The sequence below is a fragment of the Blautia sp. MSK17_66 genome (assembly GCF_020538025.1).
Taxonomy (GTDB): Bacteria; Bacillota; Clostridia; order Lachnospirales; family Lachnospiraceae; genus Blautia_A.
Genome location: NZ_JAJBNQ010000003.1, coordinates 56,487 through 77,707, shown reverse-complemented (window position 1 = coordinate 77,707; position 21,221 = coordinate 56,487). Strand labels below are relative to the sequence as shown.

The window sequence follows — 21,221 nt, the reverse complement described above, 5'->3', positions numbered from 1 at the left end:
ATAAAAACAATCACCTGCTGTTTTTTGACATAGCTCTGTATATCATATCTACCGACTTCATATATATTTTCCCGAGCTTAGGACTACTTGAGATCAAAGACCTTAATCTCGGCAAAGTCAAACAATGCAGGATTTTAAACTTTGTTTGTTCAAAGTTTGACAGATAAGTCTCGTTCATTCTTTGAATATCTTTCTTATTTTGCTCCCTATACTTTTCATTTTCGCAAGCTCCATCAGCTTGATAGTTAACGATAAGGAAATCCAAATAGCAAGGAGAAATTCGTTTGCTACAGACAATCCACATTAAGTATTCTCTGTCCGCCAAAATTTTATAGGATGTATCGTAATTTTTCTCCTCAAACAGTTTTCGACAGTATACTGTACTTTGGTGGCAAATCATCGTCCGAAAGCAAGTAAATCTCGTCACTTTCTTTGGATAAGCGTTTATGCTGTCAAGTTTTCGGTTATAGCACAAACCGTAATAACACATCTCCTGCTTTTCTTTGATGGCTGCGTCGATTCTTTCAAGTACTGAGCCATCATAAAACCAATCACCACAATTCATAAAAATCAAATAATCACCGGTTGCAGCCTCTATTCCCTGGTTCATAGCATCATAAATGCCCGTATCTTTCTTTTGAATTAGCTTAATCTTGTCATTATACGGCAACTTCTCTATAGAACCATCTTTAGAAAAACCATCTTTTACAATGATTTCAAAATTATCATAACTCTGATTTAATGTGTTCTCTACAGTATCAATCAAATCTTGTCCGGCATTTAAGCATACCGTTATGATGCTAAATTTAATCAATGTCCCAACCTCCTTAACAGATTTCTTCCTATCGTTTCAATTCCTATCACAGAAATCGGGTATTCCCAGTGCAGGAAGTTCTTGATTTTTCTATTTAAAATCCGAAACTGCTTCAAATTGTTTTTCATAAAATTGGTAGGCATTTCAATCGCTGGTCTTTTTCCCTTTAAAACAAGTTCAAATACCTCGTGCCATTTTACAATCAATTTTTCCGGGGCATACTGTTTAGAATATTCTTTTCCATATTCCCCACATTTTTCATTGAATTCTTTTTCTTTCAGCAAACGCACGATGCAGCCTGCCAAATCCTTCGTATCATTATATAGCAAGCCTGTCTTTTCATTTTCTACAGTATCCAGAAAACCGCCGGATGCAATGGTAACAACCGGAACTCCGCGACTGGAAAAATCTATTGCACTGATACCAAAAGTCTCTGTCCGTCCTGAAGGATTGGCTACGCCGACACTTGTCCTAGCTATCAGCTCCTTCTTTTCCTCTCCCATTACACCATGGAAATGAACAGAAGGCAATAATTCACCAGCTCTGTCTGTGATTCCTTTTATAAAACTGTTTTCATATGACTCTTCAGCGATTCCGTATACACCAAGTTTTGAGTTCCTATCATAGAGTTTACCGCTGCCGACAACATGAAGTTGTGCATCAGGAACCTCTACTAAAACAGCCTTCCAGGCATTCGCCAACAGATGAAAACCTTTGGTTGGCACCAAGGACCCAATATATGTCACAGTTTTTCCATCATTTTCTTTGCGAAACGGTTCACTAACTTCTGGGTACATATTGTATATGTAGGTAGACTTCCGAATTACTTCATGATCAATATAACGATCATATTGCTGGTGCCCTACAAAAACATTTGCGCAAATAAAATCGTTCTTTACTAGTAGATTACAAAAATCATTAAGGTAAAAATTATGTCCCCATGTAATTGTTTTGATTTTTTCTGCTTCTACCGCAGAAAAGAAATCTATAGGCAAAGGCTTCCCCTCAAATACAGAACTGACTACAAGCACATCTGCTGCAATACTCTTTGCTGTTTGAGGAACAGCAAACAAATTATTTTCTATTACAATATCATCCACTTCGGGTAGTATCCCCTTACTGCTGGCAATCAATGTAATTTGATTGTCTGGATAATACCTTTTATACAACTGTGCCAACAATAATATACAGTATTCAGTACCACCAATTCCAGGATTACCCTTTGTTAAATCAGAACAATCCACATCCGCTATTGACTTGTTATTTATGTAAATTACGATTCGCATATTTTCTCTCCACTATTTAAAGAAGAATCTCGTTAATAGCATTGATATGTTTATCAACAACATTTTCGTAGGTATACTCTTGAATCTTCTTTATATTGTTAACACCTATTTTTTTCCTATCACAAAAAAGTCCCCATTGCATCGCCTTAATCAATTCTTCTTCATTATCTACTGGAACAATCTCACCATTAATCTTTGATTCAATGAGTTCAGTTGCCCCCAAACACATATCAGTTGAAATGACTGGTAGCCCACAAGCCATTGCTTCATTTACAACAAGTCCCCAAACATCTTCTCTTGTCGGCAAAATAAAAATGTCCGAAGCCCTATAATATTTAAAAATTGTTTCTTTGGGTTTATAATCGATCAAATGAACATTTTTATATTTATTTTGTCTAATAGTATTCTCATATTTTTCTTTTTCATCGCCACCACCAATAATTAGCAGCTGATTCTCATTGTCATATTCTTTCCACGCATTCAATAATACGTCAAATCCCTTTCGCGGAATAAATTGACCTATTGATATATAAGTAGTTTGATTGCTTAATCCTAATTCCGTTCTTAACGCTATCTTCTCTTGCTCCAAAGCTGGATATTCATATATTTCAGAAGAATGTAAGGATGTAAACGGATGATAGTATATCTTCTTCTCATCCGCCCCAAAGTAAATAAAATATTCCGCCGCATGCTTTCCACTTGCAAAATAACCAGATGCATGCCTGATAAGATAACGTTTTATCATGTTTTTTATCGGATTTTTTCTAATAAATGCACCATCACAATTCATAACATATGGCACATGTTGTCTTATACATGATATTTCGAGTTTAATTGCATTTTTGATATGATAATCGTATGCCAAAATGAGATCATATTTATTTAATTCAAGTAATTCTCTTTCAAATCTCTTTCTTCCCTCTTCATCAAGTAGAGAAACTGAATCCAGCCCTGTACTTTTACAAAACCAATCCGCATTTCTATTTTGATCCGACATTTTATCAAAAATCACAAACATATCATAGCATTCTGAAAGACCTTTAAAAACTTCAACACGGTACGGTGATGGAAAATCCGCAAATGCAAGTATTTTTTTCTTTTTACTCATGACTTTTTATACCCCACTAAGTTTTTCCTAAGCCTTCAAATCTCCCTGTGGCTTCATTGTTATGCCTTTTTTCTCACATTCATACAGTTTTGCATCGACTAAGAACCGATACCAATATGCTTGCAAGAAGTGGAATATTTTCCCTTCAGGTCCGTCCAGAAAACCCAGTTTTATGTAATATCTATAAATAAAATAGATATGTGCCCGCCAGAACTTCGGCAGCTTATAATATCCACCATTCTTTACCGCGCGTTTCATGGAAGCCTGTCCGCTGGACTGTCCACCAGATTCGAGCGTCTCTACTTGCTGGTTTGCTAGTGTCATCTGATGATCCAGAACTTCCCTGTTGCTGTACCAGTTATGCTTCGCTGTCCACCATTCCAAGTCTTTCTGATTATTATCAATCAAATCGTATTGGAATGTAGTCGTTGTCCCTTCAGACAAAATCATGTGTTCATCCATCAGCTTTTGCTCACACATTGCTTTTCCCGTGCGGAAAATACGTAGCAACAGTTCCGGATATCTACCTCCGTGCTTGATCCATCGCCCCATGAAATATACGCGTCTCCGAAGTATGATACCGTTAACAGGCTCTTTCACATCCGGCAGTTTCTGTTCAATTTCATTTACAAGCTCCTCGGTAAGTTCTTCATCAGAATCAAAACGCATGGACCACTCTGTAGTAATGTTAGTTTGAGTCAGTCCCCAGTTAAGCTGTGTAGCGTAATCCATCCACTTATTCTGATAGAAATCAAGTTGCGAGCCATTGGCTCTTAACTCAGAATCAAGTTGCTTGCAGAGCGCCTCTGTTCCGTCCGTGCTGAAACTATCCACAATCACAAATCGCTTCACAATTCCACAAAAAGATTCAATGCACTTTCTTAGATTTTTTTCTTCATTCTTCGTGAGAATGACAACTGTTAAATCAACCATAATTTATTCAAACCCTACTTCCCATCATTTTCTTTTGTCCCAGATACAACACACATGCAAGTACAGCCGTCACAGCAACAAACACACTAACCCGTACTAATGAGCCCTTTACCAAATTAAGTGAAAACGCATGAACAAGATAAATCTCGTAAGAAACAGTTCCAGCTCCAAGTAAGAATTTGTTGTTCAGCAAAACTTTTGCTTTTCCTACAAATGCAATAAACGCTATTGCCAGCGGTAACACCGTGAATAAAGCCATTACATTAGATACAAAATACGGCAATGCTTTAACCACAGATAACTGCGTGATTGCCATGAAGAGTATACCTGTTATACCCCCCCCATACTAAAATAACAGTTCTTTTTCGAGTGCTATAACGTTCTATCTTTTCTCTGTTCTTTGCAATCATCACGCCAAGTGGAAACGAGAGCATTTGTCTTGCTCGCAGGAAGGGCATTCCGGAATCTGCAAAAAAACAACTGTCAGCTATGAACCATACAGCAAATGCCACAATGAGTATCCACATCTCGTTTACTCGTAGCTTCTCTGACATCATCTTCACACTGAAAAACAAAATATAGCAGATGACAATATACTGCATGAACCAACCATAACCTGTAGCCGGGCTAATAAACACAGCATCTAGCAGATACTTCTTTATCTCAAACTGCTGTGTGATAAGCAATCCAACTAGCTCCACAATCCAAAACGGAATACAGACCTTCAAAAAGCGTTTCTTCCAAAAACCTTTCAGACCATTCCTTTGATATGACATTTCAAGCCCATAGCCAGAACAGATAAGAAATAACGCCACTCCAACACCGGCAATGAACTGAATTCCGCCAACACCAAGTCTTGCACCTGCATGCGCCCACATGACTGTGAGAATTGAAAAGCCTTTGATAGCTGTAGTAAAATCTTTATCCATAAAAGTGAAAGTTCTATTATCTTTCTTTACAAATTCCACTAAATATAAAATCAGGAGGATTGTTGAAAAAAACACAAAATATTTCATTTCCTTATCGTTCTCCTCATTTTGGTAAGAATAACTACTTTTAAATCACCCCATACATTTTGCCTACTTACACCTTATCGTAGCAGCAACTTCCGTATCAATTTATTGCCCTTTGTCACATAGTTCGTTGAAATAAACGAGAATGCCAAAGTGGTCGCATATGTAATAAATATAGCCCACATATTCCCCTTGATACCGAACATAACAAGTACATTTATCACTATCATATGGTAAAGATAAATACTGTACGAATAATCTTTTTTGAATTTGTGATTGCCAAAATAATATCCTGCACTTAATGTCAACATACATATAAAAACTCCAGACACGATATTGCAATAATGTCCAAAACTCAAATGCAACACTGTATCATTAAGAACACACCATATCATGTAACCTCCAAGAAGATACCAAAAATATTTTTTGAGTTTCGGAATCAGTTTATCCTTAAACGTGTATGCATATATTCCAATCCAATAAATATATGCATACGGCAAAAAGGTTACATTTATTAATTTGTACACAATTGTCGGTATAAAAGCCTCTGAAAATGGATAGAGGATATTGAATAGGAGTGAAATTAATCCAATTCCCCACCAGACACTTTTCTTTTGCTTTTTCAACCATGGATATACAAGCATGATAACAACATAAACCTGCAGTTCCATTGAAATGGTCCATAAGGCTCCATTAGGGTTTCCCACTCCATAAATTTCGATTGAAGATGGTGTATAAAACTGAAATACTGTAACCTGAGATATGGTCCATACCACTATATCTTTTACGCTATAATGAAGATTTCCATATCCCCCCATTGCCAACACCGCAACAAGAGAAACAGCAAAAGCCACCCATAACTCTGGATATATTCTTGATATTCGTTTCACCAAAAATTCTTTCTTTGATTTTGATCGTTCCAAGGAAGCAGGAATTAAATAACCAGTTAATGTAAATAAACATAATAATCCGGGCCAATGGATCCATAGCAAATAAAGCGGTTTCCAAACATTGCAATTTAAGTGTCCTATTATATGGCCCAACACAATAAGTAAGGCTGAGAATATCCGCAAGACATCAAATGAATTATCCCCGAATACAAATGATGAAGTTGATTGTTTTGAAGTCTCCCCCATCCTCTTACAGCCTCCTAATCACTTTTGCTGGATTTCCAGCAATCACACAGTTATCTTCAAACTTTCCGCATACCACAGCACCAGCACCGACAACGCAGCCATCGCCCAGCACTGTGCCTTTCAGGATTATGCTGTTGCACCCGATAAAGCAGTTTTTCCCTATCACAATCTTCCTGCTCGGCACCAGATCACTGTCACCACCGTTTTCATCTCGCAGCAGTTTATTTCTGGCTTCTGCTTCGATAGGATGGAAATCATTGTCCAGAATTTTGCAGTTACCACCGATACAGGTGTTTTCACCAATCGTAATCTTCTTGCGGGCGTAAATCGTTGCTCCACTTATTCCCACGTTATCTCCGATTTCAATCTCTGCTCCCGGAGCGCGGGTAACAATGATTGTCCGGCTGTAAAGTCCAACCAAATTACTGAGGAAGCTGCTCTTAATTGTGACGTTCTCACCAATCTTCAGTTTGGCACCGCCTTTGTTGAAAATGATTGGTACACCCTTCAGCAAGAGGTTCTTTCCATATTCAACTTTTGTCATCTTCATAACCAGCTTGAACCAGTTACTGTTCATGTCCTCTCACCTCCTTTACAGCTTCAGAATTTCTTCTGCATACTTCTGTACGCTTACATTTCTTGTCAGATTCTTCTCAAGGTTTTCCCGGCTTCTGGCTCCCATTGCTTTCAGTTCTTCGCTGCCAGCATTGTCAATGAACCAGCGGATGTTTTCTTCAACCTTGTCATACTCACCCGGTTCGCAGCACAGGCCGCCCTTTGTGTCCTCGATAATGCACCGGATCTCAGATCCAGATTCCAAGACCCCAATTACTGGCCTTGCAGCAGAAGCCAAACCGTAATATTTTGACGGGCAACTCACACCTTTAATACCTTTCGCATTCACACACCAGTGAACATCCCCGGCGTTTAGGCTATAAATCAGATCAGCCTTATCCTGATACGGAATGAAAGTCACATTGTCCATGTGATGCTCCTTTGCATAGAGCACCAACTTGTCCAGCACAGAGCCCGCACCAACAAATGCAAATACGACTTCTCGACCATCCGCTGTTTTCGTTCCAGCCACAACTTTCTCCACAACCTTAATCAGATTCTCAAGGTCATAGTAAAGACCAATATTGCCAGAGTACATGATGACGAACTTGCCATCGAGACTGTATTTCTTTCTGAAAGCCTGAACCTTCTCGTTATTCTCATCCAACGGATAGATTTCGTTCTCATCGATCCAGTTGTTGATCATAACGGTCTTAGGAACTTTCTTTCCCTTGAAACGGTTCTCCACCGTTTCCACCAGATCGCGGCCGACTGTTATCACAAGGTCGCTACGCTTGCAACTAAACTTGTCGAACCACATCATGGCATCGGTGATGAGCTTATTCTTAGTGTAACCGACCGCCAGCACTTGCTCTGGGTTGAAGTCCTGAATGTTGTAGATGTACTTAGCGTGTTTTACCCACTTGCCCCAAACGCCCAGCAGTCCTCCGAGGATTGGAGGCTGAGAAATGGAGAACACATAGTCCATCTTGCCAACCTTAAAGGTCACTCCCATTGCTCCAAAGAAATAGGAAACAATATTCTTCACACGGCTCTTCTTGTTAGTCTTGCTGAATTCCGGCACTCTTATCCTTAAGACTTTTACGCCGTTGATTTCTTCTTCGTAATACTTCTGTGATTTGTATTTATCTTCAATAGTTCCCAAGTAACTCGGCACCACACAGATGACCGTGATGTTGAATTTATCCAGCATACCCTCCGCCAATTCACGGAGGATCTGCCCCGTTGACGCAGTATCTGGAATATAGTAATGAGCGTAGATCAGGAGATTCTTCTTATTCGACATTCTGCTATATTCCTCTCACAAGTTTTTATATCTAACCGCCGATGCAGTACACCCACGGACTTTATCTATTTATAACAGTGTGTTCATCACACTATAGTTATCCTTTTTCTCACAGTGACCATCTACATTTCCGACCACCACTGAATCTTTTATGTAGACCTTTCACGGGCTACACTCTCATTTTCCCTCAACTGAAAATTCATGGTAGACACCTTCATACCAGCTCACCACCAAAGTGTTAGGTCTTATTGTCATAACTCGCAGTCGCACTTCTCCATTTTTCAAAGTGCTGACCTTTATTGTCATAACTCGTAAACCAACTCACTTTGTTAAAACTGTACAAGTTCATACCATTTCCTTGTCGCAACATGAACAATCATCTGCCACTCACTACCTCTAATTTCCCAGAAAAATGCAGTTATCATGTCCATCTCTCGTCTGCAATAAATTTTTCCAGAAAAATAGATTTTGGGCTTTTCAACGCTTTCAACCTCCACCTCTAATTCCCCAGAAAAATGCAGTTATCATGTCCGTCCCTTGCTCTGCAATAAAACAGGCTCGTAATAGGGGTATTTTGCATGAGTTTTATACGCCACCGTAGACCATCATGCTGCCACTGAAAGTTTGAGGTAGACATTCGTAGAAGCTTCTATTACCACAAAATCTCGCTCTCCCAGACATTCACGCCGCTGTCCTGGAATACGTTGTTCAATCTTTCTTCCAGCATTTCCTTTGTGGCATTTTTCTTCAGGATTACCTGGAGGAATCCGCCTCCGCCGGCGCCGCAGATCATTTTTCCATCGATGAGGTCTTCGATCACGGCGAAGATCTGGTCGATGCAGGTGTTTGTGCTTCCTTTATCGAGTTTCTTGGAGAGTTCCCAGTGTTCGGAGAGCAGTTTCGCGAAAGCATCTACGTTTCCGCGTTCCAGCTCGAAGCGCATCAGAGCTGCTGTTCTCTGGATCTCGGACAGGGCATACAGTGCATCCGGCTCGTTTCCGATATAGCGTCCCACAACGTCGCGGAGCAGGTTTCGTGCAAGTCTTCTCTGTCCTGTATAAATCAGTGCGAAACGGCTGTTCAGTTCGTCTTTTGTCTCCTGTTTCAGTTCGATCTGCTGTACCTTCGGGTACTGGTGCATGCCGCTTTCGGCGGTGATGTATTTCAGTCCCATTGAGAGGCCGCCGACCTGATCCTGCCAGCCGCCGCCGGTGGACATTAACTGTTCCATGCACAGGACATGGTCGTAGAGATCCTCCTGTGTGTAGGTGATTCCTGTAAATTCAAACAGAGCTTTTACGCAGGCACCTGCAAGGATGCTGCTGGTTCCGAGACCGCTGCCCTTCGGCACGCCTACAACCTCGGTGCTCATAAAGATACCGCCGCCAATCCGCTCAAGTACTTCTTCCAGGCTTGAACCCTCTGCCGGGATGATTCCGCATACCAAGAGGGCTGCCTTCTGAAGAGCGAAGGAATCGTAGGGATCACCGCAGGACTGCAGTGGTTCTATTTCGGTAAATTCTCCATGGGTATCCATGTCGCGGCTGTCAAAAACGATTTTGTGTTCTTCCAGACGGCGTAAGGTTACTTTTACCGGAAGGTCGCCGTTCAGGCTGATTGCTGCATTGAGGACGGTTCCTCCGTTTTCGTTGCAGTATGGAGGGGTATCGCTCCAGCCGCCGCCCCAGTTGACGCGAAGAGGAAGGTTTACATGGTGTTCCTCGCACTGGATTCTGCAGTCAAAATTTGTCTGAATGCTGTCCAGTGTTCCTGCTAGGATTTCTTCTCCTATGGTCTGGAAGCATTTGTCTATGTATTTCTCGCCTTCAGATCCGCCGAGTGCACAGCCAATGTAGTAATACAGGCGGATCATGCTGCTGAAGCCGCCTCTTCCGATGTGGCGGTCCAGCCATTCATTCTGGATCTTGCTCAGGCTGTCTTTCTGGAGAAGGTTCTGTGCCTCCTGTACGGTTCCTCCGGTGTGGATGATCTGTTCAAGGCTGTCCATCTTGACCAGCTCGTGCATACGGCTCTGCCAGTCGATCAGTGCATGTGGGGATGCTTCGCCAAAACCGGAGCACAAACTCTTACGCTCGGAGTTTTTCCACGCAGTGGCATCGCCGTTTCCGTTTACCATCTCATAAATATTCAGCGCTGCTGCCACGGCCTCTGGAATTGTGCTGCACACAGGATAGAGGCGGGCTGTCCAGAGAGTTTTATTCTCTCCTTCATCCCAGAGCTCATTTTCTGAAATTCCGTTTCTGTCCATGAACTGTCTGAGTGTTCCTGTCAGGAAAGCACAGCCGTTTTCGCTCAGGGCGGTCTTTGGATTATCGTGAATGCCGTAAATACGGACAACAAAACGTCCGTCGCGCTGTTTCAGGCCATGGAGTACGACTTCATCCGGGACGGTTTCTCCGTGGATATCGATATAAGAGAGAACGACATGGTTTCCGATCACAGATCCTGGATGTACATAGCTGACCTCCAGATAGCAGTCCTCGCCACATTCTGCGTTTGTGGACAGGATGCTGTTTAATGCTGCGACGCTTCCCGGTCTGGCACTGGCCTGTGCAAGCTCCGGTCTTCCGCTCTTCCAGATATTTCGGGAGATCAGATTGGTTCCATCTCTGTCGTAGGACGGATTCTGTCCGACGCTGCTGTTGATCTTGCTTTTCCATCCCAGATGGCTGTAGTGAAGGGTTCCCTGTGTCATCAGCTTCAGGATCTCCGCTGTGGTTCCGAAATGAAGGAATTTTGCCGGGGAAAGGCGCAGAAGTTTCATTCTGTATGGACGCAGGATCTCCCAGACAACTTTTCTGGCCGCCAGAAGTTCCGGACAGAATTCTCCCTCCGGTTTTTCCTCGTAAAAAGCTTCCAGTGTGGATTCTCCTGCCAGTGGATAGAGGAAATCTCCATACAGTGACAGTCGCACAGTCTCATTTACGTAGGTATCGTATTTTTCTTTGTCAAAAATCCCCTGTCTGCTGATCAGGCTGTACAGTCCGTTCAGAATCTCAGGGCTGAAGATCACCATTCCGGTGTCTATATCTACGGAGTCCTGTTCGTTGACTGCTCCCTGGGCACGGAGGCTTTCGGTAGTCTGTTTATGAAGGAATTTCGCCACATTTCCGTCTTCTCCCATGAGGAAGACTCCGTGGTTTTTACCGATTTCGACATTTTCCTTGAAGGAAACTGCTGCTGCACCTCTTCCCGGAAAATCAATCTGAAGGGAGTTGAATAACAGAAGGACATCGCCGGAAAGTAATACCATTCCCTCGCGGATCCGTCCTGCAACTCCGCTCATCTCAGCCATGAACTCGTCAAAAAGTGTGGAGGTTCTTCCATCCGGAAGTTCGTGAGGCACTGGTGAAAACAGTTTTCCCATTGCGGAATACTGCGGGACGCGTTTGCTGTCTCCGCCGCTGTGGATGACAAGGATTTTTTTGCCTGTAAAATCTCCTGTTCCTTCCGCTTCTGCAATCGCACGGAGTACGTTTAAGGTTGCACCGCCGCTTCCGACGCGCTTCCCATCAGGATCCGGCAGAATCAAAAATCTGGTCTGGGATGGAAGAAGTTTCTCTTTCTGCCGCAATGCGATCTGTGCATGAAATCCTTCTGCCTGTTCCTCATTGGAAGCGGTTAATACGATATAGTCCCATCTTGCAAAGCCTTCTTTCTTCAAAGAGCGTGCGTAATCGTCCCATGCATCCTGATAAGACTGTGATAAGAATAAAGAGGTCATGGATTCTGTTTGTCTGCCATCGTCTAACTTCTTTATGGATGTATTCATATTTCTCCTTTTCTTAGTTATATTTATAACTTATCTAATTTTGTTTTTTTTATATTACGCTGACCCGGGAGCCAGCGTAATATGACTTTTACATATACATTTCTTCATCATACTCGTTTGATTTCATTCTGTCAAGTTATACAGAGTTATTGTGAACAGTTACTATACAGATCCTTCGTGTTTGACAACAGCTAGGACTGTCTTGATCAGAATCTTGATATCCAGACCTATGGTCCAGTGTTCTATGTACTCAGTGTCAAGGCGTACAACTTCTTCGAAATCTGTGATATCGCTTCGTCCGCTCACCTGCCACATACCGGTGATTCCCGGTTTGGTGGACATACGGCTTCTGTGGTGAAGTTCATACTTCTCCCACTCGTCTACTGTCGGCGGGCGTGTTCCTACCAGACTCATATCTCCCTTAAGAACATTCCAGAACTGCGGAAATTCATCCAGTGAGGTCTTGCGGATGAAGTTTCCGATGCCTTTCGGATTACCGTTCTTGTCCTTCTTCTCGCTGCCGATGATTCGTGGATCGTAATCCATCTTGAACATAAATCCATCCATCTTGTTCTGGCTCATAAGTTCTGCCTTGCGGGCCTCGGCATCCATGTACATGCTTCGGAACTTATAGATCTTGAAGCGCTTACCGTTCTTACCGATACGAACCTGTGAGAAGAAGATCGGTCCCGGTGATTTGATGTAGATCATCGGACCTATGGTAATGATCAGAAGTAAAGTGATCAGACATCCTACAATACCGCCTGCGATATCCATAAGCCGCTTATAGATCATTTCCTTCGGCGTGATTGTGTTGATACTGGAAGTGACAACAGTGTAATCGCCGACTTTCTCCACGAACTTCTTTCCTGGAAGCGACTGCTCTACGGAACCAAGACTCATATGTACGGTCAGTCCCATGGTAACGATCTCATCGATCAGCTTCACCGGATATGGCTGTGTATCCGTGATCTTGATAAAGACCTCGTCAACCCACTCACGACAGAGATATTCCTTGACTGTGTCAATATCTCCGACAACCGGGATTCCGTTGAATGTATCGCCCTTAAAGCCTTTATTCATAAAGGCAATTCCTGTGATCACAAAATCCTGGATCGGTCCGCTCATCATTCGATTAATTGTGATCTCAGCCTCATCAGATGCTACGACCAGCACCATGGACTTCTTATGTTTGTCGTTAAGATTCTTCTCGAGGACATAGCGTTTCAACAGAAGTCTGGCGATATAGGCAATGACCAGATAAATTCCTGCTGTGATAAAAAAGATGATTCTGGAAAACTGTTCCGATTGCTGGGTAATAAAAAGATAAGCCATAGACAACAGCATGACCATGCAGACATGCTTTACCGTTTTGGTAAATTCAGCGTAATATCCTCTCTTCAGGATTCCCTGATAGGACTGGCTGAAGAACATTACCGCAATCTGGCATAGAATAAAACTGATTGCCACGCCGCTGTACAAATGATCGCTATAGAGGTTGCCATCCCCTTGCCGCAGATAATATGCAACGACGAATGAAAGCTGCAGACAGATAATATCCAACAGAATAAAATCCCAGTGCTTCAACCAACCTTTTGCTGATTTCTTATACATATACTCAACTCCACTTTTATATTCTCGTTATATACTATACCTGTTTAACCAAAATTCGTCAACCAAAAAGAGTGGTTGATTCGGCACAAAATGACACTAAATCTGTCTTTTTTGATTATTTTAGCAAATTCTAACTTTCTCACAGGCTTTGGTGTACAAAAAAGACTTCACAGCAACTGTCTGTTTTTGTTTCTGACAGGCGCTGCCGTGAAGCCCTGGTTACCTTTCTTCTATATAATAATACACACCATCCCGCCTTTGCTGTCGTTGACGATTTTCTGCATGGTATCCTGAAGCTTGGTCTGGCTTTCTTCGCCGATGGTGGAAATCTTGCTGCTGATGCCGTCCTTTACAAGCTGTTCAATTGATTTGCCGAAGATATTGGTCTCCCAGATGCTCTCGCCGCGCTGGCTGCTCTCACCGATGTACTGGATGAGATCGTTTGCCTGCTGCTCGGTTCCGACGATCGGGGCAATCTCTGTCTCGATGTTTGCTTTTATCATGTGTATGGACGGGCTCTTGGAGCGGATTTTTACGCCGAACTTATTTCCCTGGCGGATAACGGTCGGCGTTTCGATCTGGATCTCGGAAAGCTCGGGCACAACTACTCCATAGCCGGTGGAACGGACAGCTTCGAGAGCATCCCTGACCTTGACATACTGCTCTTTCATATTGGTCAGTTCCTTCATGGTATGGATCAGGTCGTATTCGCTTTCCATAGTGATGCCGCTCAGTTCGCTTAAAATTTTGTAATAATATTCGTCCCGAACCTGAACCCGGATGCGGATAATGCCGCTGGAAAGGTCGATCTGATCAAGAAGGGTTTCCTGGACATAAGGGCCCGTGAGCTGTATGGAGTCCTTTGTGATATCACGGATATGCGCCAGCTTTTGCATATGTTCTCTGATCTGGGTGAGGATCTGGGCTTTCAGTTCGTGCTCAGGGGAGAGCATCTCCACCCATTTCGGAATGTAGAACTGGATCTCACTGACCGGAAATTCATAGAGAATGTTTTCCAGGATTCTTGTGACATCTTCCTTCCGAAGCTGTTCGCAGTTTGCAGCGATCGTGGTTACGCCATAGTTATCCCACAGCCTGCGGCAGAGCTTCTGTGTTTCTTCTTTATATGGTGTCTGGGAGTTGACAAGGATCAGGAATGGTTTTCCCTGTTTTTTCAGTTCATTTACTGTGAGTGCCTCCGCCTCGGCAAAATTCTGCCGCGGGATTTCACCGAAGCTTCCGTCTGTTGTGACCACAAGCCCAATGGTCGCGTGTTCCTCGATCACTTTGCGGGTGCCAACCTGTGCCGCTTCGTGGAAGGGAATAGATTTTTCAAACCACGGGGTTCTGACCATCCGTTCTCTTCCCTCCTCAATATGCCCAGAGGCATCCTTTACGAGGAAGCCAACACAGTCGATCAGTTTTATCCTCACCTTCTGGTCTTCACCGAGGGTGACGGGAACCGCTTCTTTCGGAATAAATTTGGGTTCCACCGTGGTGATGAGTTTCCCTGAACCGCTTAAGGGAAGCTGATCCCGCACTTCTGCCTGTTTGTCTGGTTCCATCGCAGGAAGTGCCATAAGCTCCATAAATCTTCGGATAAACGTGGATTTTCCTGTACGCACCGGTCCGACAACGCCTATGTATATATCCCCACCGGTACGAGCCTGAATGTCCCGGTAAATCTGAAAATTTTCCATAAAAAATCCCCCCTGCATAAATTCGCACAATCCCATGTATCGTTATAATGTATGCAGGAGGGTAGTTTTTTATGAAATTATTCTATTCAATAAAACTCATTATGGAGCAGTTCGTGCTCTCTGCCTTTGAGAAGTCCCTGATAAAGTTCCAGTACCATCGGGTTCTCGTCGGATTTCTTAATGATCATGGTGTTGTCTGCGTTGTACAGACCTCTTGCTCTGGCTGCCTTGGTTCTGTCGCCGGATCTGGTCGGCTGTCCGCCTCCCATGATACAGCCGCGGCGGCATGCCATAACCTCGATCAGGTGATACTCTGCTTCGCCGTTCTTTACACGATCCATGACAATTCTCGCATTGGCAAGTCCGCTGGCTACACAGATCTTAATCTCCATGCCCTTGTATGGTACGGAGAATTCTTTGATGCCTTCATCTCCACGGACACCGCACTCAGCGATCTCTCGCATTGCTTCTTTGCTGTGATCTGGAGTAAGTCGACGGAGAACCGCCTCTGTAACACCACCGGTAACACCAAAGATAACGCCGCCGCCGGAACCAAATCCGAATGGTGTATCGCATGCTTCCGGCTCAATTGTCGCAAAATCGAGGCCGAAGTTGTCGATCATGCGGAGAAGTTCTGTCGTTGTAATAACGATATCGGTATCTTTCTCACCATGTGTATAGCTGTTCGGACGAGCTGCTTCTGCCTTCTTGGCTGTACATGGCATGATGGAAACCATAACAGTCTTTTTGCCTTTGGCATTCTCCGGATCACGGAAGTATTCCTTGATAACTGCAGACATCATTCCCTGTGGAGATCTGCAGGTGGAAATATTCGGAATGTAATCCTTGTACTGATCTGTGATGAATTTTACCCATGCCGGACAGCAGGAGGTAAGAAGAGGCAGTTTCTCGCCTTTTTCTATGCGGTCAAGGAATTCTGCACTTTCTTCCATGATGGTAAGGTCAGCACTGAAAGTAGTATCATAAACTTCGTCAAATCCCATGCGATGAAGTGCATTGACGATCTTGCCCATAACACTGCGGCCCTTCTGGAGTCCGTAGTGATCGCCTACTGCAACGCGGACTGCCGGAGCAACCTGTGCAACGACGCGGACATCCGGATCTGCCAGTGCTTTAAATACTTTGTCTGTATTAGTATGAATGGAAATCGCTCCTGTCGGACAGAAAGCACGGCACTGTCCACAGTTTACGCACTGTGTCTCTGCAATCTTTTTGTTAAATGCAGGCATAACCATAGCTTCTGTTCCACGGAAAGCAAATCCAAGTGCACCGATTCCCTGAATTTCTTCACAGGCACGTACACAGTTTCCGCAGAGGATACATTTGTTCGGATCACGAACGATGGATGGTGAACTGAAATCCAGTTCATGATACTCTCTTGTATTCTGGAAACGAACGTTTCTCACGCCGAGACGGTGTGCCAGTTCCTGGAGAACGCACTCACCGCTCTTAATACAGGTTGTACAGTCACGGCAGTGTGCTGCAAGAAGCAGTTCTACGATCAGTTTACGATATTTTCTTAATTTATCGGTATTGGTATAAATAACCATACCGTCTCTCGGTTCTTCTGAACAGGAAGCAAAGGTCTTGCCCCTGTTATCTTCTACCGTACATAAACGACAGGCACCAAATGTAGAGAGTTCCGAATGATAGCACAGTGTCGGAATATTAATGCCTGCGTTACGGATAACGGTCAGGACGTTTTTTTCATCGGTAAATTCAACTTTTCTACCGTCAATTGTCATTGTACCCATAAGTCAGCCTCCTTCCTATGCTTCCACATAAACCGCATCAAAGTTACAGTTGTCTTTACATGCACCGCACTTGATACATGCATCGTTGTTGATGTGATACGGATGTTTGATCTTTCCGCTGATCGCACCTGCCGGGCAGTTCTTCGCGCATTTGCCGCAGCCGATACAGAATTCCGGATTGATGTGGAACTGACGAAGTGCTGTACAGACTTTTGCACGGCATTTCTTGTCACGAATGTGTTCTTCATATTCGTCGCGGAAGCGTTTCAGTGTACTGATAACAGGAAGAGGAGCACTCTTGCCGAGACCGCAAAGAGCCATGCTCTGAACCATGGTAGCAAGTTCTTCCAGCTCGTCCAGATCTGACATTTCGCCCTTACCTTCTACGATCCTCTCAAGGATCTCAAGCATACGCTTGGTACCTTCACGACATGGTACACACTTACCGCAGCTCTCTCTCTGTGTAAAGTTCATGAAGAATCTGGCAACCTCTACCATACAGGTATTGTCATCCATAACTACAAGGCCGCCGGAACCCATAATCGCATCAAAAGATTTGACAGAGTCAAAATCAAGAGGACGGTCGAGCTGATCCTCGATCAGACAGCCGCCGGATGGTCCGCCAATCTGTACGCCCTTGAAAACAGCTCCGTTCTTAAGTCCGCCGCCGATATCATAGATAATGTGACGGAGACTTGTTCCCATAGGAACTTCGATCAGACCTGTGTTCTCAATGGAACCTGTCAGAGAGAAGGTCTTGGTTCCCGGGCTTCCCTCTGTTCCGATGGTATGGAACCAGTCAGCACCCTGAAGGATGATCTTTGGAACGTTGGCATAGGTTTCTACGTTATTGAGGACAGTAGGTTTCTCCCAGAGTCCTTTCTCTACAGTACGAGGAGGTTTGACACGCGGCATACCTCTCTTGCCTTCGATGGATGCGGTAAGTGCTGAACCCTCACCACATACGAAAGCACCGGCTCCACGGTTGATATGTAAATGGAAGTTTACACCGGAACCGAGAATATTGTCACCGAGAAGTCCATAGGATTCGGCCTGCTCGATCGCCATATGAAGTCGTTTGACGGACAGCGGATATTCTGCACGCACATAGATATAACCATCCTCTGCACCAACTGCATAAGCGGCAATAGTCATACCTTCAATCATCTTGTATGGATCACCTTCCATTACGGAGCCATCCATAAATGCACCCGGATCACCTTCGTCACCGTTGCAGACTACATAGCGTACTTTTTCTTTCTGACGTGCAACCTGTGACCATTTCTTGCCTGCCGGGAAACCGGCACCGCCACGGCCGCGAAGACCGGATCTGGTCACTTCATCGATCACTTCCTGCGGAGTCATATCAAAGAAGGCTTTGGCCATAGCCTGGAATCCGCCTGCTGCAATATATTCGTCAATAGATTCTGCATCGATGTTGCCGCAGTTTTCAAGAACAATCCTGGTCTGCTGATTCAAAAACGGAATGTCTGAAGGATGCTGACAGACATTATCATGATCACGATAGAACAGACGGGTAACAGGCTCTCCTCCCATGACTGTACGCTCCACGATCTCCTTACAGTCCTCCACCTGTACATGTACATACTGGTAATCATACGGTTCAATCTTCATCAGAGGTCCAAGTTCGCATAAGCCCTGGCAGCCTGTCTTGACGATACCAACATGCGGCACGTCCTTCTTCATCTCGATGCTTACCCAGTCAAGATTCTCACAGAGTCTCACCATCTCATCGTAAATCTTCTGTGCACCGGAGGCAATACATCCGGTACCTGAACAGACAAGTATACGACAGGTAAAAGATTCCAGGGTATTTTTTACTTCGGCCTGCTTCCTGAGCAGATCATCTTTACTCACAATACTCATACCTTCTCACCTCTCAATTCATTCAAAAGCTCAATTGCCTTTTCAGGTGTCATCTTCGGATGTACTTCGTCATTTACGGTAAGTGTCGGTGCGAGTCCGCATGCACCAAGACAGGATACCGTCTCTACTGTAAAAAGCATGTCATCCGTTGTATGCTTCTTGTTACTGAGGCCAAGTTCTTTCATAAGGGCTTCCTTGACCGGCATGGATTTACGTACATGACAGGCAGTTCCGTCGCAGACCTTGATCACATACTTACCCTTCGGCTCAAAGGAAAAGTTCTCATAAAAGGTGGCAACACTGTAAGCCTTTGCCTCGGTAACCCCGATCTTAGATGCCACATAGGTCAGAAGCTCTCCCGGCAGGTAACGGTATTCCGCCTGAATATCCTGCATGATCGGAATCAGTGATGCCGGTTTGCGTCCGTAGTGTTCGATGATCTCATCTGTCTTCACATAATAAGACTGATCTAACATTCGATTCCCTCCTTGTTAAAAATGTAATTTGATCTGTGTTTATCAATTTGTATACTTTACACAGTAATGATAGTTTTCATTATACATTAAATAGTTAATATATACAAGGGAAATGCGAAAAAATTTCAATAATTTATGCAAAGTTTTGTCTGTTTTCCATATTGTCGTGATATTTTTAACATATTTTATAATTTTTTGTCAATCTTTTATTTCTCTTTAAGTTCACCCAGTAAGCGGATCAGTTTTGCTCCGTAATCAGCTCCGGCTGCCCAGCCGCCTCCATTTGGATTTTCCTGCTGTCCAAGCCATTCCACATAGGGAGCACTGCCTCTTCGTACCATATCGAAGCGTGTGTCTACACAGTCCTGGTTCAGTGCTTCATCACAGGCATATGCTTTGAGATGCTGTACCTGTGCACGGATACCGGTCCTCACATCAGGATAGGAAACACCCTGGACACCGCCGCCTGTGGTTCCAAGGCCGGCAAAATTGTACTGGGAAATCCCGGAATCACCTCCATATGCAAGCCATCCTGTCTCAAGCATGGCCTGTTCAAATACAACTTCCCCACGGATGCCTTCTGCATTCGCCTCCTCTAGAATAATCGTGCAAAAATCCTCTATCGTCTCTGCCCCGCCTTCTTTGAGGGCGGCAGACGGATATTCCTGACCATGCGAATTGTACTGAGAAGTCATCTGATCCAGCGAAACCGTGGTGGTTCCAAGAATTGTATAATAACCGGCTGTGTTGTCTGTGGAATCATCTATGAAATTCGGATCTGAAGTAAAATCCGGTGTCTCAAGATGTTCCGGTTTGTGGATTTGTCCCTCTCCGGAATGGTCTGAGATCTGTGAAATTTCAGATGTCTGTGTGTTGTCCCCAAAGACCAGACAAGGTGCCCCTGTCATAAGGGCACCCGTCAGTATCATCTGTGAACAAAAGAGCATTGCTTTTTTGTTTCTGATCATTCATTTACCTTTCTCATTGCAGCTTCTACTACATGTCCTACAAGAACGGATGTTGTAACGCTTCCAACTCCGCCAGGAACAGGTGTGATCGCATCAACGATCGGCTCAACTGCTGCGTAATCAACGTCTCCGCAAAGTTTGCCTTCTGCATTTACATTGATACCTACATCAATGATTGTCTGTCCTTCTCTGACATAGTCAGCTCCGACAACGCCTGCACGTCCGGCTGCAACGATCACGATGTCTGCTTCTTTTGCAACAGACGGCATATCAACAGTTCTTGTATGACAGATTGTCACTGTCGCATTTTTCTTAACCAGCATCATAGCTGCAGGTTTTCCAACAACAAGGCTTCTTCCGATCACAACAGCCTTCTTGCCTGTGCAGTCGATTCCGTAATGATCCAGGATTTCCATACAAGCCTGTGGTGTACATGGCGGGAAACCGATCTTTTTGCCTGTGAATACACCGGACATGGAAAGATCTGTCATGCAGTCAACGTCTTTTTCTGCAGCAAGTGCGTTTTCGATCACTGCCTGATCCAAATGTTTCGGAAGCGGACGGAACAGAAGAACGCCGTGAATATGGTCGTCTTTGTTTACTTTGTCGATAGTTGCCAGAAGTTCTTCCTGGGATACATCTCCCGGAAGAAGGATTTTCTCACATGCTACTCCAAGAGTTTCACAACGTTTTGTTGCTCCTCTTTCATAAGAAATGTCACTTGGGTTCTCACCAACACGAATGATGCACAGAGTCGGGTTTACACCTTTTCCCTGTAATTCTGCCACGTTCGCTTTGATTTTTTCATTCAGTGCTGCTGTTACTTCTTTACCTAATAACTGCTTTGCCATTTTGTA

General features: G+C 43.9%; 17 protein-coding genes. All 17 read right to left on the bottom strand.

The features are described from left to right. Positions 1–10: 10 nt before the first annotated feature. The 17 genes from LIR34_RS02510 to LIR34_RS02430 all read right to left on the bottom strand — a co-directional run bounded on the left by LIR34_RS02510 (position 11) and on the right by LIR34_RS02430 (position 21,215). Positions 11–814 (bottom strand): glycosyltransferase family 2 protein, encoded by an 804-nt coding sequence (locus tag LIR34_RS02510; RefSeq protein ID WP_118342191.1) that lies wholly within the window; start codon positions 812–814, stop codon positions 11–13. Beyond that, entirely contained in the window at positions 811–2,100 is a 1,290-nt protein-coding gene (locus LIR34_RS02505) for a glycosyltransferase family 4 protein (RefSeq protein ID WP_118342189.1), read from the bottom strand. Before LIR34_RS02505 ends, LIR34_RS02510 begins: the two co-directional genes overlap by 4 nt. A 16-nt stretch (positions 2,101–2,116) precedes the next feature. Further along, entirely contained in the window at positions 2,117–3,208 is a 1,092-nt protein-coding gene (locus LIR34_RS02500; RefSeq protein ID WP_118342186.1) for a glycosyltransferase family 4 protein, read from the bottom strand. A 27-nt stretch (positions 3,209–3,235) separates the two neighbouring features. Continuing rightward, a complete protein-coding gene (locus tag LIR34_RS02495) occupies positions 3,236–4,141 on the bottom strand; it encodes a glycosyltransferase family 2 protein (RefSeq protein ID WP_118342183.1) in 906 nt (301 codons plus the stop codon). A 7-nt stretch (positions 4,142–4,148) separates the two neighbouring features. Continuing rightward, positions 4,149–4,457, bottom strand: a complete 309-nt coding sequence (locus tag LIR34_RS02490) for a hypothetical protein (protein ID WP_173901980.1) — start codon at positions 4,455–4,457, stop codon at positions 4,149–4,151. Continuing rightward, the gene (locus LIR34_RS02485) at positions 4,429–5,157 is read right to left on the bottom strand and encodes an acyltransferase family protein (protein WP_173901981.1); all 729 of its coding nucleotides are present in this window, start codon (positions 5,155–5,157) and stop codon (positions 4,429–4,431) included. The genes LIR34_RS02490 and LIR34_RS02485 overlap by 29 nt, the downstream gene beginning before the upstream one ends. 74 nt (positions 5,158–5,231) lie before the next feature. Beyond that, positions 5,232–6,290, bottom strand: coding sequence for an acyltransferase family protein (locus LIR34_RS02480; protein ID WP_118342178.1), 1,059 nt, complete (start codon positions 6,288–6,290; stop codon positions 5,232–5,234). Between the two features lie 4 nt (positions 6,291–6,294). After that, positions 6,295–6,867 carry an acyltransferase gene (locus tag LIR34_RS02475; RefSeq protein WP_118342175.1) on the bottom strand — a complete coding sequence of 191 codons (573 nt, stop codon included), beginning with the start codon at positions 6,865–6,867 and terminating at the stop codon, positions 6,295–6,297. Positions 6,868–6,882: 15 nt separating this feature from the next. Beyond that, on the bottom strand, positions 6,883–8,151 hold the full coding sequence (locus LIR34_RS02470; protein WP_118342172.1) for a glycosyltransferase family 4 protein: 1,269 nt from the start codon (positions 8,149–8,151) through the stop codon (positions 6,883–6,885). A 652-nt stretch (positions 8,152–8,803) separates the two neighbouring features. Beyond that, positions 8,804–11,944, bottom strand: coding sequence for a fucose pyrophosphorylase domain-containing protein (locus LIR34_RS02465; protein WP_244092171.1), 3,141 nt, complete (start codon positions 11,942–11,944; stop codon positions 8,804–8,806). A 162-nt stretch (positions 11,945–12,106) separates the two neighbouring features. Beyond that, positions 12,107–13,558, bottom strand: coding sequence for a sugar transferase (locus LIR34_RS02460; protein WP_173901983.1), 1,452 nt, complete (start codon positions 13,556–13,558; stop codon positions 12,107–12,109). A 230-nt stretch (positions 13,559–13,788) separates the two neighbouring features. Further along, complete coding sequence (spoIVA, locus tag LIR34_RS02455) at positions 13,789–15,258, bottom strand: stage IV sporulation protein A (protein ID WP_173901984.1); 1,470 nt, start codon at positions 15,256–15,258, stop codon at positions 13,789–13,791. An 86-nt stretch (positions 15,259–15,344) separates the two neighbouring features. Beyond that, complete coding sequence (locus tag LIR34_RS02450) at positions 15,345–17,033, bottom strand: [FeFe] hydrogenase, group A (RefSeq protein WP_173901985.1); 1,689 nt, start codon at positions 17,031–17,033, stop codon at positions 15,345–15,347. 15 nt (positions 17,034–17,048) lie between these two features. Continuing rightward, a complete protein-coding gene (locus LIR34_RS02445; RefSeq protein WP_161286301.1) occupies positions 17,049–18,920 on the bottom strand; it encodes an NADH-quinone oxidoreductase subunit NuoF in 1,872 nt (623 codons plus the stop codon). Beyond that, positions 18,917–19,396, bottom strand: coding sequence for a complex I 24 kDa subunit family protein (locus tag LIR34_RS02440; RefSeq protein ID WP_161286300.1), 480 nt, complete (start codon positions 19,394–19,396; stop codon positions 18,917–18,919). The genes LIR34_RS02445 and LIR34_RS02440 overlap by 4 nt, the downstream gene beginning before the upstream one ends. A 206-nt stretch (positions 19,397–19,602) precedes the next feature. Then, on the bottom strand, positions 19,603–20,364 hold the full coding sequence (locus tag LIR34_RS02435) for a glucosaminidase domain-containing protein (RefSeq protein WP_173901986.1): 762 nt from the start codon (positions 20,362–20,364) through the stop codon (positions 19,603–19,605). Further along, on the bottom strand, positions 20,361–21,215 hold the full coding sequence (locus LIR34_RS02430; protein ID WP_161286298.1) for a bifunctional 5,10-methylenetetrahydrofolate dehydrogenase/5,10-methenyltetrahydrofolate cyclohydrolase: 855 nt from the start codon (positions 21,213–21,215) through the stop codon (positions 20,361–20,363). Before LIR34_RS02430 ends, LIR34_RS02435 begins: the two co-directional genes overlap by 4 nt. Positions 21,216–21,221: the final 6 nt, after the last annotated feature.

Coding starts and splice junctions, on each gene's coding strand:
- LIR34_RS02440 (WP_161286300.1), bottom strand. CDS start 19,396: ATGTTAGATCAGTCTTATTATGTGAAGACAGATGAGATCATCGAACAC.
- LIR34_RS02490 (WP_173901980.1), bottom strand. CDS start 4,457: ATGGCAATCACGCAGTTATCTGTGGTTAAAGCATTGCCGTATTTTGTA.
- LIR34_RS02450 (WP_173901985.1), bottom strand. CDS start 17,033: ATGGGTACAATGACAATTGACGGTAGAAAAGTTGAATTTACCGATGAA.
- LIR34_RS02500 (WP_118342186.1), bottom strand. CDS start 3,208: ATGAGTAAAAAGAAAAAAATACTTGCATTTGCGGATTTTCCATCACCG.
- LIR34_RS02445 (WP_161286301.1), bottom strand. CDS start 18,920: ATGAGTATTGTGAGTAAAGATGATCTGCTCAGGAAGCAGGCCGAAGTA.
- LIR34_RS02495 (WP_118342183.1), bottom strand. CDS start 4,141: ATGGTTGATTTAACAGTTGTCATTCTCACGAAGAATGAAGAAAAAAAT.
- LIR34_RS02465 (WP_244092171.1), bottom strand. CDS start 11,944: ATGAATACATCCATAAAGAAGTTAGACGATGGCAGACAAACAGAATCC.
- LIR34_RS02505 (WP_118342189.1), bottom strand. CDS start 2,100: ATGCGAATCGTAATTTACATAAATAACAAGTCAATAGCGGATGTGGAT.
- LIR34_RS02475 (WP_118342175.1), bottom strand. CDS start 6,867: ATGAACAGTAACTGGTTCAAGCTGGTTATGAAGATGACAAAAGTTGAA.
- LIR34_RS02480 (WP_118342178.1), bottom strand. CDS start 6,290: ATGGGGGAGACTTCAAAACAATCAACTTCATCATTTGTATTCGGGGAT.
- LIR34_RS02460 (WP_173901983.1), bottom strand. CDS start 13,558: ATGTATAAGAAATCAGCAAAAGGTTGGTTGAAGCACTGGGATTTTATT.
- LIR34_RS02430 (WP_161286298.1), bottom strand. CDS start 21,215: ATGGCAAAGCAGTTATTAGGTAAAGAAGTAACAGCAGCACTGAATGAA.
- LIR34_RS02435 (WP_173901986.1), bottom strand. CDS start 20,364: ATGATCAGAAACAAAAAAGCAATGCTCTTTTGTTCACAGATGATACTG.
- LIR34_RS02485 (WP_173901981.1), bottom strand. CDS start 5,157: ATGAAATATTTTGTGTTTTTTTCAACAATCCTCCTGATTTTATATTTA.
- LIR34_RS02470 (WP_118342172.1), bottom strand. CDS start 8,151: ATGTCGAATAAGAAGAATCTCCTGATCTACGCTCATTACTATATTCCA.
- spoIVA (WP_173901984.1), bottom strand. CDS start 15,258: ATGGAAAATTTTCAGATTTACCGGGACATTCAGGCTCGTACCGGTGGG.